Annotated in this window: 14 protein-coding genes; 6 read left to right on the top strand and 8 right to left on the bottom strand. The window is 62.2% G+C overall.

Annotated features, from left to right (window positions below; translation table 11 throughout):
* Positions 1–98 precede the first annotated feature (98 nt).
* Positions 99–2,015, top strand: coding sequence for a phosphomethylpyrimidine synthase ThiC (thiC, locus tag E4Q23_RS01640; RefSeq protein ID WP_169065016.1), 1,917 nt, complete (start codon positions 99–101; stop codon positions 2,013–2,015).
* 40 nt (positions 2,016–2,055) lie between these two features.
* On the opposite strand, the gene E4Q23_RS01645 is transcribed toward thiC, so the two are convergent.
* Positions 2,056–2,868 (bottom strand): N-acetylmuramoyl-L-alanine amidase, encoded by an 813-nt coding sequence (locus E4Q23_RS01645; protein ID WP_336511583.1) that lies wholly within the window; start codon positions 2,866–2,868, stop codon positions 2,056–2,058.
* A 1-nt stretch (position 2,869) separates the two neighbouring features.
* Positions 2,870–3,229: a DUF1840 domain-containing protein gene (locus E4Q23_RS01650; protein WP_169065017.1), complete on the bottom strand. Its 360-nt coding sequence runs from the start codon at positions 3,227–3,229 to the stop codon at positions 2,870–2,872.
* A 225-nt stretch (positions 3,230–3,454) separates the two neighbouring features.
* Here E4Q23_RS01650 and E4Q23_RS01655 point away from each other — a divergent pair, with 225 nt between their 5' ends.
* Both E4Q23_RS01655 and E4Q23_RS01660 read left to right on the top strand, forming a co-directional pair.
* Positions 3,455–4,177, top strand: coding sequence for a 16S rRNA pseudouridine(516) synthase (locus E4Q23_RS01655; RefSeq protein ID WP_248595185.1), 723 nt, complete (start codon positions 3,455–3,457; stop codon positions 4,175–4,177).
* A gap of 16 nt (positions 4,178–4,193) precedes the next feature.
* Positions 4,194–5,102, top strand: a complete 909-nt coding sequence (locus E4Q23_RS01660) for a hydrogen peroxide-inducible genes activator (protein WP_169065019.1) — start codon at positions 4,194–4,196, stop codon at positions 5,100–5,102.
* An 88-nt stretch (positions 5,103–5,190) separates the two neighbouring features.
* On the opposite strand, the gene E4Q23_RS01665 is transcribed toward E4Q23_RS01660, so the two are convergent.
* From E4Q23_RS01665 to E4Q23_RS01680, 4 genes are all read right to left on the bottom strand, one after another.
* Positions 5,191–7,767: a DNA topoisomerase III gene (locus E4Q23_RS01665; protein WP_169065020.1), complete on the bottom strand. Its 2,577-nt coding sequence runs from the start codon at positions 7,765–7,767 to the stop codon at positions 5,191–5,193.
* Between the two features lie 210 nt (positions 7,768–7,977).
* The gene (locus tag E4Q23_RS01670; RefSeq protein WP_169065021.1) at positions 7,978–8,427 is read right to left on the bottom strand and encodes a DUF494 family protein; all 450 of its coding nucleotides are present in this window, start codon (positions 8,425–8,427) and stop codon (positions 7,978–7,980) included.
* A 12-nt stretch (positions 8,428–8,439) separates the two neighbouring features.
* On the bottom strand, positions 8,440–9,540 hold the full coding sequence (dprA, locus tag E4Q23_RS01675; protein WP_169065022.1) for a DNA-processing protein DprA: 1,101 nt from the start codon (positions 9,538–9,540) through the stop codon (positions 8,440–8,442).
* 2 nt (positions 9,541–9,542) lie between these two features.
* The gene (locus E4Q23_RS01680) at positions 9,543–10,559 is read right to left on the bottom strand and encodes a LysM peptidoglycan-binding domain-containing protein (RefSeq protein ID WP_169065023.1); all 1,017 of its coding nucleotides are present in this window, start codon (positions 10,557–10,559) and stop codon (positions 9,543–9,545) included.
* 207 nt (positions 10,560–10,766) lie between these two features.
* Here E4Q23_RS01680 and def point away from each other — a divergent pair, with 207 nt between their 5' ends.
* The 3 genes from def (at position 10,767) to htpX (ending at position 13,182) form a co-directional block, all read left to right on the top strand.
* Positions 10,767–11,270, top strand: coding sequence for a peptide deformylase (gene def, locus E4Q23_RS01685; RefSeq protein ID WP_169065024.1), 504 nt, complete (start codon positions 10,767–10,769; stop codon positions 11,268–11,270).
* Positions 11,267–12,193 (top strand): methionyl-tRNA formyltransferase, encoded by a 927-nt coding sequence (gene fmt, locus E4Q23_RS01690; protein ID WP_169065025.1) that lies wholly within the window; start codon positions 11,267–11,269, stop codon positions 12,191–12,193. The genes def and fmt overlap by 4 nt, the downstream gene beginning before the upstream one ends.
* Before the next feature lie 143 nt (positions 12,194–12,336).
* The gene (gene htpX, locus E4Q23_RS01695) at positions 12,337–13,182 is read left to right on the top strand and encodes a zinc metalloprotease HtpX (RefSeq protein ID WP_169065026.1); all 846 of its coding nucleotides are present in this window, start codon (positions 12,337–12,339) and stop codon (positions 13,180–13,182) included.
* 55 nt (positions 13,183–13,237) lie between these two features.
* On the opposite strand, the gene E4Q23_RS01700 is transcribed toward htpX, so the two are convergent.
* Together E4Q23_RS01700 and E4Q23_RS01705 are read right to left on the bottom strand one after the other, a co-directional pair.
* Positions 13,238–14,167, bottom strand: a complete 930-nt coding sequence (locus tag E4Q23_RS01700) for a S1/P1 nuclease (RefSeq protein WP_169065027.1) — start codon at positions 14,165–14,167, stop codon at positions 13,238–13,240.
* 49 nt (positions 14,168–14,216) lie between these two features.
* The gene (locus E4Q23_RS01705) at positions 14,217–15,128 is read right to left on the bottom strand and encodes a cation diffusion facilitator family transporter (protein WP_211203586.1); all 912 of its coding nucleotides are present in this window, start codon (positions 15,126–15,128) and stop codon (positions 14,217–14,219) included.
* Between the last annotated feature and the right edge of the window lie 32 nt (positions 15,129–15,160).

Genomic DNA, 15,160 nt, shown 5'->3' on the forward strand with positions numbered 1-15,160 from the left:
GGGTGATAGCCTTCACTCCGTCTCGCTCGTCTTGCTGACCCCTTGCACGCTGCACGTTTGCGTAGCGCTTTTGCCTTACCCCTCTGCAAGGAAACACCATGAACGCTAACGAGAAGTTCATCGCCGCTGACGCTCACGTCGACCAGGCTGCCATCCAGCCATTGCCGAATTCGCGCAAGATCTACATCACCGGTAGCCGCGCTGATCTGCGCGTGCCGATGCGCGAAATTTCTCAAGCCGATACCGATACCGCTTTCGGCGGCGAGAAAAACCCGCCGATTTACGTTTACGACTGCTCGGGACTGTACTCCGATCCGCAGGCGACGATCGATATCCGTCAGGGCTTGCCGGCGCTGCGCGCGCAGTGGATTGCCGAGCGTGGCGATAGCGAGGCACTCGGCGGCCTGAGTTCCGATTTCGGGCGTGTTCGCGCCGCCGATGCGGCGCTCGATGACTTGCGTTTTCCCGGCCTGCAGCGCCGCCCGCTGCGTGCCAGGAGCGGCGCCAACGTCAGCCAGATGCATTACGCGCGGCGCGGCATGATCACCCCGGAAATGGAATACGTCGCCATTCGCGAGAACAACAATCGCCGCGCCTACATCGAGCAACTGCATGCTTCGGGGCCCCAGGGCGAACGCTTCGCCGAGATTCTCTGCCGTCAGCATCCGGGCAACAGCTTCGGCGCCAGTATTCCGGAGGAGATCACGCCGGAGTTCGTACGCTCGGAAGTCGCTCGTGGGCGCGCGATCATTCCCTGCAATATTAATCACCCGGAAAGCGAACCGATGATCATCGGTCGTAACTTCCTGACCAAGATCAACGCCAATATCGGCAATTCGGCGCTCGGTTCAAGCATCCAGGAAGAGGTCGAGAAGATGACCTGGTCGATCCGCTGGGGCGGCGACACAGTGATGGATCTATCGACCGGAAAGAACATTCACGAAACGCGCGAGTGGATCATTCGCAACAGCCCGGTGCCGATCGGCACGGTGCCGATCTACCAGGCGCTCGAGAAGGTCAATGGCAAGGCCGAAGACCTGACCTGGGAGATCTTCCGCGATACCTTGATCGAGCAGGCCGAGCAGGGCGTCGACTACTTCACGATTCACGCCGGCGTGTTGTTGCGTTACGTGCCGCTGACTGCCAGCCGGCTGACCGGCATTGTCTCGCGCGGTGGTTCGATCATGGCCAAGTGGTGTCTCGCGCACCACAAGGAGAGTTTCCTATACACCCACTTCGAAGAGATCTGCGCGATCATGAAAGCCTACGACGTGGCTTTCAGCCTCGGTGATGGCTTGCGTCCGGGATCTATCTACGATGCCAACGACGCCGCCCAACTAGGCGAGCTGGCAACGCTCGGCGAGCTGACCGACATCGCCTGGAAGCACGACGTGCAGGTGATGATCGAGGGTCCGGGCCATGTGCCGATGCACATGATCAAGGAGAACATGGACCTGCAGCTCGAACAATGCAAGGAAGCGCCGTTTTACACCCTTGGCCCCTTGACCACCGATATCGCTCCCGGCTACGACCATATCACCAGCGGTATCGGTGCGGCGATGATAGGTTGGTTCGGTACCGCCATGCTCTGCTACGTGACGCCAAAAGAGCACCTCGGGCTGCCGGACAAGGACGATGTGAAAGTGGGCATCATTACCTACAAATTGGCGGCACACGCTTCCGATCTGGCGAAAGGCCACCCGGGTGCGCAGATTCGCGACAACGCGCTGTCGAAGGCGCGCTTCGAGTTTCGCTGGGATGACCAGTTCAACCTCGGCCTGGACCCCGACAAGGCGCGCGAGTTTCACGATGAGACCCTGCCCAAGGAGTCGGCCAAGGTGGCGCACTTCTGCTCGATGTGCGGCCCGCATTTCTGTTCGATGAAGATCACCCAGGAAGTCCGCGAGTTTGCCGCGGCACAGGGAGTCAGTGAGGCACAGGCGCTGAGCAAGGGGATGGAGGCGAAGGCGATCGAGTTCGTGAAGGCCGGTGCAGAGGTGTATCGAAAGGTCTGAACGCGGGGCTTCAGCGCCGGCAGCGGGCCTTGCTTGCCGCTCAGGGGGGCGCGGCCGCTGTTGGCGCGTCCTTCTGCGGCTTGCCGTTCGCGCTCTGGCCAGCGTACAGGCAGGCGGCGATACCGGTGGCGATGCCGTCGGCCATGCGTGCCTGGCGTTTGGCGTCGAGCAGCGACAACTCCTCGTCACGGTTCTTGATCACTCCGGCTTCGAAGAGTACCGCCGGTAGCGTCGTGCGGTAGAGGACGACAAGCTTGTCGTAGTAGTGCACCGCGTTGGCTGCGTCGGCCACCTCGCGCGGTGTTCCGGAGGGCGGATTGGCATGATGGCGGGCCGGCAGGAAACCCATCCGCCGCAGGCGGGCGCCGATTGCTGACGCACAGCGCAGGCTGGTCGCCAGATCAGGGCTGTCATGTGAAACGAAGAGCGCGAAGCCGCTGTAGTCATCGCTGTAGGTCTGCGGGATTCCCTGCCAATCCCATTTCTGCAGTAGATCGGCGTGCACTGAATCATGGTGGATTGAAATAAAGAAGTCGCTCCCGGCGGCCTGTTCGGGGCGGGCGGCCAGACTTTCTATCTTGCCGTCGAAGTTGATGGGTCGGACGGCCAGGTGGCGTAAGCCGAGTTCGTGGCTCACCCGTTGCGCGAGCACACGGTTGAAATCGAATTCACGGCGACCACGCGCACTGCTTGCGCCGTGGGCAGCCAGCGTGTGACCGGCGTCGACCGCTACCTCGCTTGCGTCGACAGGGCTTGCTGGCAAGGCGAGGACGCCGCTGACGACGATCGTCGTCAAGCTGCGGAAATCGAAGCGCTGATAGATGACGCCGCGACAGGATAGGGTCCAACGCACTCTAGAAATCCTTGGCCGCTTCCCAGAGAATGAATCCGTCCTCCTTCTGCGTCCACTCCAGGAGTTCGATCAGTGGGAAGGCGCGCTGAGCCAATCCGATGGGCGGGCCATCTTCTGGATGATCACCGTCGCTACCTTTATTGTTTTCGGGGGCGGTGGACGGCGTGGGAAGTGCTTCGGGGACGCTGCGCCTGCCACCGACCACGGCTGTTCGCAGGCGTTCGATGGCTTCGGGTAGTTGCTCGGTGGTAATCACGCCGCGCGCAGTGCAGTCCTTGTGAAGGATTTCGAGGAGTTGGCGGGCGGCAGGTGCGAACATCATCATCTGTCCGGAGGTGCTCGAGTTGAATTTGACCAGCATGCTCGGCTTTCCTTGACGTTGAGTAGGGTGCTGTCTATTGTCGTCGCTGGCGCAGCCGAGGACAATAGCCGGCACTGGGCAAGCGTTGCAATCGCTGCGCTTCCTGCGAATGCTCGTGGTGCAGGTCGTGTACACTGCGCTGATGAGTTCAAACCTTGAGCAACAAGAGTACTGTTGGCCGCTGAGTAGCTGCGTGCGTTTCACCGCTTTTCCTGGGGAGCAATGATGATCGAGCTGGAACGTTTGTTGCGATCGCAGGGCTTTGGCAGCAGAGCCGACTGCCGGGCGCTGGTTCGCTCGGGCAGCGTCGGCGTTGCCGGGCAGCTCTGCGAGAATCCCTTTGCACGCTTCGAGGCGGACGGCCTGAGCTTCACGGTGGACGGTGTTGCCTGGCTGTATCGGCGCTTCGCGTATCTTGCACTACACAAGCCGGCGGGCTACGAATGCTCACAACGCCCGTTACACCATCCCAGTGTCTACTCGCTTCTTCCCGATCCCTTGCTGACCCGCGGTGTGCAGGCAGTTGGACGGCTCGACGAAGACAGCACCGGGCTCTTGCTGCTGACCGACGACGGGCAGTTCATACATCGCTATACCTCACCGAAAAAAGCGGTGCCCAAGGTCTATGAGGTGACGACGCGACATGTCGTTGACGCGCCACAGATTGCCGCCCTGCTCGCTGGCGTGGTGCTAAACGACGACCCCAGGCCGGTTGCTGCGCAGGACTGTGTTCTTCTCGGCCCGCGCTGCCTGTGCCTGACGGTGACCGAGGGTCGCTATCATCTGGTCAAGCGCATGCTCGCCGCCGCCGGGAATCGGGTGGAGGCGCTGCATCGGATCAGCATCGGTGGTTTCGTGTTGCCAGCATCGCTCGAGGTGGGGAAGTGGATGTGGCTGGAGGCGCCGGAGTTGGAGCTGCTCGCTGCCGACAAGGTCAGCACCTTCTGAAACGAGAGGATCGCCGATGACCTTGACCGAGTTACGCTACATCGCGATGCTTGCTCGTGAGAAGCATTTTGGTCGGGCGGCGGAGAAATGTCACGTCAGCCAACCGACCTTGTCGGTGGCCTTGAAGAAGTTCGAGCAGCGCTACGGCGTGATTCTCTTCGAGCGATCGTCTGCCGAGGTGCGCTTGACGATGCTGGGTGAGCAGATGGCCGTTCAGGCTGAACGGGTTCTGGAGGAGGCGGGTAGACTGAAGGAACTCGTCGAGCAGGGAAAAGATCCCTTGTTGGGGCCCTTGCGCTTGGGGGTCATCTACACCATCGCACCCTACTTGCTGCCGCGTCTGATCCCCGCCCTGCATGCGCGTGCGCCGCGGATGCCGCTCTTTCTGCACGAGAACTTCACGGTGAATCTGAGTGCGCAGTTGCGTCGCGGCGAACTGGATGTGATTGTTGTCGCCTTGCCATTCGATGAGGCAGGCATCGTTTCGCGGGTGGTTTACGAAGAGCCGTTTTGCATGGTCTTGCCGAACGGGCATCCGCTGACGCGGCAGGCCCTGATCGACCCGGATCAGGTCGCTTCGGAGAATCTGCTGCTGCTCGGCAACGGCAACTGCTTCCGTGATCAAGTGGTGCAGGCGTGCCCCAAGCTTTCGGCAGTGGGCGGTACCGACGGCGCGCTTGAGGGAAGCTCGCTGGAGACGGTGCGTTACATGGTTGCCAGTGGCGCAGGTCTCTCGGTAGTGCCGGCCTCGGCGGCGGCTGCGTGGCCGCGCGACGAGCTGTTGGAGTTTCGCGAGTTCAGTGATCCGGTGCCGGTGCGCAAGGTGGTGATCGCTTGGCGGGCGAGTTTCCCGCGGCCGCAGGCGATTGACGTCTTGCGCGCGGCGATCCTGGACGCCCCGCCGCCCGGCGTGCTTGCGGGCTGACGAGTGCTGCTTGCGGCGCTGCGCCGCGCTGCTGTTTCACGTGAAACAGCAGCGTGCAGGGTTGCCCGTGAGTGAGCGGCTGCTGGTACTAGCTGGCCACCTTTTTGCGAGGGCTGGGTTTCTTTCCTGTTTCTGGCGTGTCAGTGTCGGTCTTGGTGGCGGCTGGCTTTTTGCTGGTGGCTTTTGGTTCCCGTTTCTCGAACTCGAAGCCGACTTTTCCATCGCTGCCGCGTACCAGAAAGGCGGAGAACTTGCGGCGCGTACGCGCCGAGACGAAGCCGCGTAGTAGGTCGGTCCGCCCGGTACTCAATAGCTTTTGCATCTGTTCGGGCTCGATCGGCTGCTGGAGAATGATCGTCCCCGAACGGAAGTCACAGCTCTTGTTGGGCCCTTGCCATTTCTCGCAAACGTAGGCCATGCCGTGCGGGAATACGCGGGCAGCGCACTTCGGGCAGGCACCCTGGGCTTCGCTCTGCGAGAAGTCGACTTCTTCGGCGGCGTCGCCGGCACTTCCCTGGCCAAAGTCAAACTCAGGTGCGTTGTCGGTGTTTAGTTTGATGATCGCGTTGAAGGGGCGTCCCATCTTGTTGCGGAAGCCGGTCAGTGGTCCGATCTTACGCTCGGTGAGCAGTTCATCAATCTCGCGGTCTTCGAACTGACGGCCGGCGACAATCTTCCAGAGGGAGAAATCGCAGGCCTGGCACTGAAACTTCTTGTAGGTTTCCTTGATCAGGCCGCCGCACTTCGGACAAGGTGTTTTCAGTTCGCCGAAATCACCGGGGATGGTGTCGCTATCGTAGCTCTTGGCACGAGCAACGATGCGCTCGGTCATCGCCGCGATCTCGCTCATGAATTCCTTGCGCGACATCTCGCCACGTTCCATGCGCGCGAGCTTCCATTCCCATTCTCCGGTCAACTCCGGAGCCGTCAGCTCCGGAATGCCCAGGCCGTTGAGCAGGGTCATCAGCGAGAAAGCCTTGGCGGTCGGCTGCAGTTCGCGGCCGTCGCGGTGAAGATACTGTTCGGCGATCAGGTTCTCGATGATCTGCGCACGTGTTGCCGGCGTGCCGAGGCCACGTCCAGCCATCGCCGCGCGCAGTTCCTCGTCGTCCATCGTCTTGCCGGCGCCCTCCATGGCGGTCAGTAGCGTTGCTTCCGAGTAGCGCGGTAGCGGCTTGGTTTCATGTGCGTTGAGGAGCACCTCCTCGGCATTCACGACTTCCTTGGGCTGTACGGCGACCAGATTGCCCTCGCTGCCCTCCTGTGCGTCACGGCCGTAGACCGCCAGCCAGCCGGGATTGACCAGCACTTTGCCTTCGGTCTTGAAGGGCTCGCCCTCGACGCGCGTGATGCGCGTTGTGATCAGCGATTCGGCAGCTGGGTAGAAGACGGCGAGGAAACGCTTGACGACCATGTCGTAGAGTTTCATCTCCGGTTCGGACAGGTGCTTGGGCGCCTGCAGCGTCGGGATGATGGCGAAGTGATCGGAGATCTTGGCGTTGTTGAAGACGCGCTTATTGGGTACCACCCACTGACGAGCCAGGATGTTTGCGGCGAAAGGCGCATAGCGGGCCAGGGTGGCTTCGTCAGTGCCTTTTGCCGCCCCTTCGCCGGTGAGCATCGACAAGGTCGCTTGTACGGTATCGCGGTAATCCTCGGGCAGGGCGCGAGCATCGGTCCGTGGGTAGGTCAATACCTTGTGCTTTTCGTAGAGCGCTTGCGCCAGGCCAAGCGTTGCTTTCGCGGAGAAGCCGAAGCGGCCGTTAGCTTCGCGTTGCAGGCTGGTCAGATCGTAGAGCAGCGGCGACAGCTGCGTCGAGGGTTTGGCCTCTTCGCTGACTTCGCCGTCCTTGCCGGCGCATTTCTGCTGCAGGGCGATGGCACGCGCTTCGTCCCACAAGCGGTCCGCGCGCGCGTGCTCGTCGTGGTCCTTGCCCTTGTACTTCTCATCGAACCACTTGCCGCGGTAGTCGCCGGCGGCACAAACGAAGAGCCCCTCGACTTCCCAGTAGGCGCGCGGTTTGAACTTGCGAATGCGGTCTTCGCGGTCGACCATCAGCGCCAGCGTTGGCGTCTGGACGCGGCCGACGGTGGTCAGGTGGAAGCCACCCGTTTTCGAGTTGAAGGCAGTCATCGCGCGCGTACCATTGATGCCGACCAACCAGTCCGACTCCGAGCGGCAGACGGCAGCGTCACCAAGGCCGTGCATATCGGTGCCGTTGCGCAGGCGCGAGAAGCCGTCTCTGATCGCCTGTTGGGTCATCGACTGCAGCCATAGGCGTTCGACCGGTTTCGTATTCTTGGCGTGCTGAACGATGTAGTTGAAAATCAGCTCACCCTCGCGGCCGGCGTCGCAGGCGTTGACCAGGCTGACGACATCCTTGCGTTTGAGCAGACGGACCAGCAATTTGAGGCGCGACTCGGTTTTCAGAATCGGCTGCAGCGCGAAGTGCGGCGGTATTACCGGCAGGTGGGCGAAAGACCACTTGCCGCGCTTGACCTCGTACTCCTCTGGACAGGCCAGTTCAAGCAAATGTCCGACGGCTGAGGAGAGGACGTAGTCGTCACTCTCGAAATAGTCCTCGTGCCGAACGAAGCCGCCGAGCGCGCGTGCAAGGTCAGCGGCTACGGAGGGTTTCTCGGCGATGATCAGTTTCTTGCTCATGGGGTCTTCATCAGTCCGGGAAAATGGTCACAATAGTGCTGGCGGGATGGCGCAAGCTTACAGGCTTGGGCGGGCCATGATAAGAGTACTCTGCCGCGCTTGGCAAGCAAGGCGGGCAGCAGGATTGCTTTCGCAAAGTCGCCGAAAGGGTTGCCTGACCTGCTGTAGCCGGAGTCCCGGCAGCCTCATGACAGCGAAGGGGATCGATACTCAGTGCAGCAGTCGATGGTCGCCGTCGTCGAGGAGTTCCTCGACGATCAGGGGCTCAAGTGCCTGATCGCGACTCCAGAGAATCATCAAGACGATGATCTTGAACTTGGCCAGAGGCACCGGGTTGTCAGCGAGCAGCATCGCACCTTCGACGACCAGTTCGCGCAAAGCGGGTGCCAACATGTCAGCCGCCTCAAGAAAGGCGATGAAAGCGAGGCACTCGAAGCCCAGCTTGCGCTGTTCTTCCGGCAGGTAGATGCGCAGCGCACGTTGATCGCAGGGATGCTCGATCACGGGCGTTGCTTTCAGACCGTCGAGCCAGCGCAGGGCGGTACTGATCGCCTCTTGCTCGAAGCCGACGGCGCTCAAGCGCCGCTTGAGCGTCTTGGTCTTGGGGCGGGCGCTGAAGTCGTGATAGTTCTCGAAAAGGTAGACCAGAATGTCGATCATCAGAAAGGGCTCTCAGGCTTGGGAAATTCGTTGATAGCGACCGCCCGGCAAAGTGGCGACCTGACCATCCAATTCCAAGTGGAGGAGCATCACCGAAACGACGTCAGCCGTCAAGCCGCTCCGCTGCACGAGCTCGTCCAGGCTGCAGGGATCGAATCCCATAGCCGGCAGTAGTCCGTTGTCTTGCGGACGGGCGTCACCGGGTTGCGCCGGCGTCGCAGCCGAAAGTAGTGGCCGCAGTGGGCAGGAGAGTTCGTCGAGGACATCCTGAACCGTTTCTACCAGCTTGGCACCGTCTTTGATCAACTTGTGGCAGCCGCGCGAATGCGGCGAATGAATCGATCCGGGAATGGCGAAAACCTCGCGTCCCTGTTCGGCGGCGAGGCGCGCGGTAATCAGCGAACCGCTATCGACGCTGGCCTCGACGACCAGGGTGCCGTGCGAGAAACCCGAGATCAGGCGGTTGCGGCGCGGGAAGTTGGCGGCGGCGGGCGGTACGCCAAGGGGAAACTCCGAAACGATTGCCCCTCTGGCGCTTATATCCAGGGCCAGCTGTTGGTTGGCAGCCGGGTAGAGGCGATCGATCCCGGTGCCGATGAAAGCCACGGTGTTTGACGAAGTTCGCAAGGCGCCGCGATGGGCGGCGGCGTCGATGCCCAGGGCCAGGCCGCTGGCGATGGTCAGTCCAGCCTCAGCCAGGGCGGCGGCGAAGCGCTCGGCGTTGTTGAGTCCTTGCGGAGTCGGGTTGCGACTGCCAACGACAGCCAGCGCTGGTTCATTGAGCAGGTCGAGGCGACCGCGGACGTAGAGCAGGGTCGGCGGATCGGCAATTTGCAGCAGCGCCTGCGGGTACTCCGCGTCGGCGAGAGTGAGCAGCTGTTGGCCTGGGGCTGCAGACCAGGCCAGGGCCCTTGCAATGACTGCGCGATTGTCGGTATCGAGCAGCAGGTTTGCCGCCTGGCTGCCGATGACGCCGGCGATGGTGGCGCGACCAGCTGCGAAGATGGCCTCTGGAGGTCCGAAGGCCTCAAGGAGTTTACGTTGGGTCTTGCCGCCAATCCCTGGAATCAGCGTCAGTCGTAGCCAGGCAGCCAGCGACTCCGCTGCGCCCATCTCTAGGGTGTACGGACGAAGTCGTTGACGTCTACGGTGCCTTCGGACTGCACGACCAAGCCGTAGGAAATCCGATCGAAGGTACGAAAGACGAAGAGTAGGCCGATGCGCGAGGGCGGAATGTCGATCACCGCCTTGTGGCCCTGCTCGTCGCGTTCATGAATGACGCGATTGCGCTCGAGGGCCAGGACGTGTCCGATCTCGATCCCGTCGGCTGTGCCGCGGTTGATCGAGATGATCGAGCCGCGGCCGGCCGCGTCGACGCCGCCATAAACCGAAACCACGCGCCCATCGACGTCAAAGTCCGGTTTGTGGGGAACGTAGGCGATCAGCGGGGGCGGGTTGGCGGGCAGCAGGCGGTCGCCAAAGCCGACTTCCTGCGTGGCTGTGAGCACCTCGAAGGTGGCCGGATTGCCCGCTTCGACCTGCTTCGCAGTGCCCAGGTAGAAGGCTTCATAGCCGAGGATGTCGTCGCTTTGGGGGTCCCGCAAGGGCTTGCCGTTGCGATAGATATGCCAGTCACGAGGCGCGGGATCGGCATTGGCAACGTAGGCCAGGTCGCCGTTGCCGAGGAACACCCGATCGAGCTGGGTGGCGACGATGCGCGCCACGTTGTCGAGCGCATTCGCGTCCACGACCAACGGGTCGGAGAGGAAAGGCCGGATGACGTTGGGTGGAATCGCGGGGATAGCCTGTTCGTTCATTTCGGAATGAATCTGTGGGTTGAGTCGGCCGCGCTGCAGACGCAGCATGGCGTTGCCTTGCGCGTCGCGATCGAGGACGATTACGTCACCCGGATAGATCCAGTGTGGGTTCCTGATTTCCTGCCGATTCATCCGCCAGATTTCCGGCCAGCGCCAGGGTTCCTTGAGGAAGGTTCCGGAGATTCTCCAGAGCGTGTCACCGGGCACGACCACGTGCTGTGTGGGGGCGCTATCCGCCAGTTGGAGAGCTTGCCCGGCAGCGAAACTGAGCGCGCTGACCATGGCCAGAATGAACGCGGATATAATGCGGATCATCGTGTTATCCTCGTACGAGCCTTCGTACATGGCGGTGGGGCGGGATAGCGGCGTCGCCGCATCACGTTTCGGCTGCGGGGTTCGCCCTGTTTCGCTGTTTAAGTCGCGTATGGCCGAAGTCATCCTGCGCCCGGCGCAACAAGCGTCGGAATACCCGAGACAGTACATTAGATTCTGCACGTAGTTATTTCTTCGATCAAGCCTTTTATGCCTCTACTACCGATACTCCGCTTTCCCGATCCTCGTCTGAAGCAGGTCGCCGCGCGCGTCGAATGCATCGATGACAAGCTTCGCCGGTTGGCGCGCGACATGGCCGAGACGATGTACGAAGCGCCGGGAATCGGTCTCGCCGCGACCCAGGTGGACATCCACCAGCAGTTGATCGTCATTGATGCCTCGGAAACGAGAGATCAACTGCTGACGTTGATCAACCCGGTGATCCTCGAGCAGAACGGTCTGCAGGTTTGCGAAGAAGGTTGCTTGTCGGTGCCCGGGATTTACGACAAGGTTGCGCGCGCCGAACACGTCGTGGTCCGCTATCTTGACCTTGCTGGCGAGGAGCAGACTGTCGAAGCCGTGGGTTTGCTGGCCGTTTGTCTGCAGCACGAAATTGATCATCTGCAGGGGCAGGTCTTTGTCGAGCACCTTTCGCCGCTCAAACAGTTGCGGATCAGGAACAAGCTCGCCAAGCAGGCGAAAATCACCGCGTGAAGCTGATTTTCGCCGGTACCCCCGACTTCGCACGCCTTGCCTTGCAGTCGATCATCGCGGCCGGTCATGAGGTGGCTGTGGTCCTGACGCAGCCCGACCGTGCATCGGGGCGCGGCATGGCGCAGCGAGCTTCGCCCGTCAAACAGCTGGCCCTGGCGTCCGGGATCGAGGTCCTGCAGCCATCGAGCTTGAGGGCCCTTGCCACGCAGGAACAGCTACGCGCGTTTGCTGCCGAAGCAATGGTTGTCGCCGCCTATGGGCTGATTCTTCCGCAGGCGGTGCTGGATATCCCCGCTTTTGGCTGCATCAACATCCATGCGTCGCTTTTGCCGCGCTGGCGCGGTGCGGCACCCGTGCAGCGGGCGATTCTCGCTGGCGATGCGGAGAGCGGGGTGTGCATCATGCAGATGGAGGCCGGGCTGGATAGCGGCCCGGTGCTGCTTTGCGAGCGTTTGCCGATCAATGGCGACGATACGGCAGCGGCGCTCACCGACCGCCTCGCCTTGCTCGGTGCTCGCTTGATCGTCGATGCTCTGGCTCGTCTGCCGCTGCCCCCGCAAGCGCAAGCCGAGACGGGCGCCACTTACGCGGCCAAGATCGACAAGGCCGAAGCGCCCCTCGACTGGCGTCTGCCGGCCGCGCAGCTGGCCCGCCGTGTCAGAGCCTTTAACCCTTTTCCTGGAGCTTCTTGCGTGGTCGACGGCACTCTGCTCAAGGTTTGGCGCGCCAGGGCGATCGCCGGCAATGGCTGGCCTGGCGAGATCCTCGTTGCCGACCGCGATGTTGTCGTCGTTGCTTGTGGGGACGGCGCTCTGCAGCTCGAGGAGCTTCAGAAAGCCGGCGGCAAGCGTCTGCCGGCGGCTCAGTTCCTGTTGGGAACACCTGTTGTCGCGGGTTCGCGGTGTGCTTTGCCCGCCACCTGAGTGCCCGCAGTCCGAGACTGGATCAAGGGCGACAGCCCGCGCGCGTGCGCGGTGTGGCGTGCTTGAAATTTGCGCTGCTCGGCACCACCTGAGTTGCCCTACCAACTGCTTGGTGCACTGCTGTTTTCTCGGAGGTTTCTGCAATGTTCGGTAATTGGGTAAAAACTTCGCTTCTGATGGCTGCCATTGTGGCGCTGTTTGGCGCCATTGGGGCGATGGTCGGTGGCCAGACGGGGATGTTGCTGGCGCTGCTTTTTGGCGGCGCGATGAATGTCTTCGCCTACTGGTACTCGGACAAGATGGTGCTCAAGATGTATCAGGCGCGCGAGGTTGACGAGGCGTCGGCGCCGCAGTTCTACGGCATGGTTCGCGAGCTCGCGCAACGGGCCGAGTTACCAATGCCGAAGGTGTATCTGATCGATGAAGCGCAGCCGAATGCCTTTGCCACCGGTCGCAATCCGGACAATGCTGCGGTTGCGGCGACAACCGGGATTCTGCAGTTGTTGTCGGCACGCGAAATCCGGGGCGTGATGGCGCACGAACTGGCGCATGTCCGGCACCGCGACATTCTCATTTCGACGATCTCGGCGACCATGGCCGGAGCAATCTCCGCACTCGCCAACTTCGCGATGTTCTTTGGTGGGCGTGATTCGGAGGGCCGCTCAAATCCTGTGGCGGGCATCCTGGTCGCCCTGCTTGCGCCGTTGGCCGCCTCCCTGATTCAGATGGCCATTTCGCGGGCACGCGAGTTCGAGGCTGATCGTGGTGGTGCGGAGATTTCCGGCGACGCGAATGCCTTGGCCGATGCACTGACCAAAATCGATGCTTACGCGCGCGGCATTCACCTGGCGCCAGCCGACGCGCATCCTGAAACGGCACAGATGATGATCATCAATCCCCTCTCGGGCGGTGGTATCAAGGGCCTGTTCAGCACGCATCCGGCGACCGAGGAACGCGTCGCGCGTCTGCGCGCCTTGGCGCGCACTTGAGCGGCTCTGCGGCTGATTCCATGGACTAGTGCGGGGCTGGTTCGGCGGCAATGTTTCACGTGGAACACTGCCGTGCTCCTGCTTTTCCAAACAGGCGCCGCAGTTGCTCAGCCAGGCGATAGCCGGCTTCGACAAGGCGGCGGCCGGCAATCTCCAGCGCGCTGGCGTGGAACTGGGCACTGATCGTGAGTACGGCGTCGTTGCCCGGTGGGTAGGCTGCCCGCTGTGCGAGCTGCCAGCTTTCCTCGAGCCATTGCGCGGGTTCTCCCGCTGGCGCCGCTTCTGGGTAGAGACTTGTCAGTGCCTTGACGGTGCTCTCCAGGCGCTTGTCGCGTAGCCATGGCTTGCCCGGGAGATCGTCCCAATAGTTGTGCAGGTTTGTGAACTGATGCTTCGGCTGGAAAGGGTTGATAATCCGCTGCGCGTTGCCACCGCTATCATCTTTGCCGTTCGGGCGATTGCGGCTGGCCGCGTGCAGTGGCTGATGCGCGTCGCCGACCAGATGGATCAGCCAGGGCAGCGCATAAGCGCGCTCAGTGTCGCTGCGTCTCGCGTCGCACAGGACCGTCGCTAGCGCAGTCAATTGGCGGTCCAGCGTTCCTGGCGATGAGCGCGACGACCTGCGCTTGGGATGCAAAGGGCGATCGACATAGTGCCAGCCGAGTCGACGTTCCATGTCCGGAAAGCCTTTCAGCGTTGGCGTTGGCTGCGCACGTCCGGCGGTGTAGAAGCGCCGGTCGCGGCGAATGTCGTCCGGCCAGGTCGAGGCTTCGAGAAACGCTGCGCGGTCCGCATCAGGGTCTTTGGAGCGTTCCTGCCAGCGTTCGAAGTCGGGGTGCTTGCGCAGCAAGGCAGACAGCGCAGATTTGCTGCGCTGATCTAGTTTTTCCCAGGCGATCAAGGCGGTGATGCGATGGCCAGCGGCGTTCCAGGCGGACGCCGGTGACGGGACAAGCAGTAGCAGCAGGAGTAGGGCTGTGGCCACAAACCCTGGCCGAAGCAGCAAGCCTCGTCGCGCAGACGCGGCACCTGGCCTAGCGGTCAAGGCCGAGGTCCTGATGCGAGGCCGGGTCTTCGAGCGGCTCGATGTGGATGAACACGCTGGCGTGCGGCAGTTCCCGGCGCAGCTCGCTTTCGAGCTCTTCGACGAGTTGATGCGCTCGCATTACGGTCCACGCGCCCGGGACGAGAACATGTAGCGAAATGAAGCTGCGGGCACCCGCCTCGCGGCTGCGCAAGGCATGGAAGTCGATCCCCTGGCGGCGATAACTCTTGAGGACCTCGAGAATCTGAGCCTGTTGTTCGGGCGGCAGGCTAGCATCCATCAGCCCATTGGCTGAGCGGCGCAGCAGCCGCCAGCCGGTCCAGACGATGTTGCTGGCGACCAGCAGGGCCAGGATCGGGTCCAGCCATAGCCAGCCGGTCAGCGCGACGGCGCCGACGCCAATAATGACCCCGAGCGAGGTCCACACATCGGTCAGCAGATGATGGGCATCCGCTTCCAGGGTGATCGAGCGCTGTCGTCGCCCGGTGAGCAGCAGGACCCGTCCGACGAGTAGATTGATCAGCGCGGCGACTGCCGACACCGCGAGGCCGGCGCCAACGGCCTCTAATGGCTGTGGGTTGAGCAGGCGTTCGCCGGCAGCCATGGCCATGGCGATAGCGGCGAAAAGGATCAGCAGACCTTCGAAGCCGCTCGAGAAGTACTCGGCCTTGCCGTGTCCAAAGCCATGCCCCGCGTCCTCCGGTCGTTCGGCAATCGAGAGCATGGCCAGCGCCATGCAGGCGCCGGCCAGATTGACCAGCGATTCGAGCGCATCGGAGAGCAGACCGACCGAGCCGGTGAGCAGCCAGGCAAGTGCTTTGAGAGCAATTGTCACCAGTGCTGCGGCGATGGAAAGCCAGATGTAGGGTTTTAAGGAGGGCGACGGCGAGGGCGAGGGCATGTGGCTATTATCGCCCCCCGGCGACCAGGCCG

It is taken from the genome of Candidatus Accumulibacter phosphatis, assembly GCF_012939955.1.
Lineage (GTDB): Bacteria > Pseudomonadota > Gammaproteobacteria > Burkholderiales > Rhodocyclaceae > Accumulibacter > Accumulibacter delftensis.

Bases quoted from the DNA above. Each gene is read 5' to 3' on its own strand.
- thiC (WP_169065016.1), top strand. From the start codon at position 99: ATGAACGCTAACGAGAAGTTCATCGCCGCTGACGCTCACGTCGACCAG.
- E4Q23_RS01650 (WP_169065017.1), bottom strand. From the start codon at position 3,229: ATGCTGGTCAAATTCAACTCGAGCACCTCCGGACAGATGATGATGTTC.
- E4Q23_RS01655 (WP_248595185.1), top strand. From the start codon at position 3,455: ATGATCGAGCTGGAACGTTTGTTGCGATCGCAGGGCTTTGGCAGCAGA.
- E4Q23_RS01660 (WP_169065019.1), top strand. From the start codon at position 4,194: ATGACCTTGACCGAGTTACGCTACATCGCGATGCTTGCTCGTGAGAAG.
- E4Q23_RS01665 (WP_169065020.1), bottom strand. From the start codon at position 7,767: ATGAGCAAGAAACTGATCATCGCCGAGAAACCCTCCGTAGCCGCTGAC.
- E4Q23_RS01670 (WP_169065021.1), bottom strand. From the start codon at position 8,427: ATGATCGACATTCTGGTCTACCTTTTCGAGAACTATCACGACTTCAGC.
- dprA (WP_169065022.1), bottom strand. From the start codon at position 9,540: ATGGGCGCAGCGGAGTCGCTGGCTGCCTGGCTACGACTGACGCTGATT.
- E4Q23_RS01680 (WP_169065023.1), bottom strand. From the start codon at position 10,559: ATGATCCGCATTATATCCGCGTTCATTCTGGCCATGGTCAGCGCGCTC.
- def (WP_169065024.1), top strand. From the start codon at position 10,767: ATGCCTCTACTACCGATACTCCGCTTTCCCGATCCTCGTCTGAAGCAG.
- htpX (WP_169065026.1), top strand. From the start codon at position 12,337: ATGTTCGGTAATTGGGTAAAAACTTCGCTTCTGATGGCTGCCATTGTG.
- E4Q23_RS01705 (WP_211203586.1), bottom strand. From the start codon at position 15,128: ATGCCCTCGCCCTCGCCGTCGCCCTCCTTAAAACCCTACATCTGGCTT.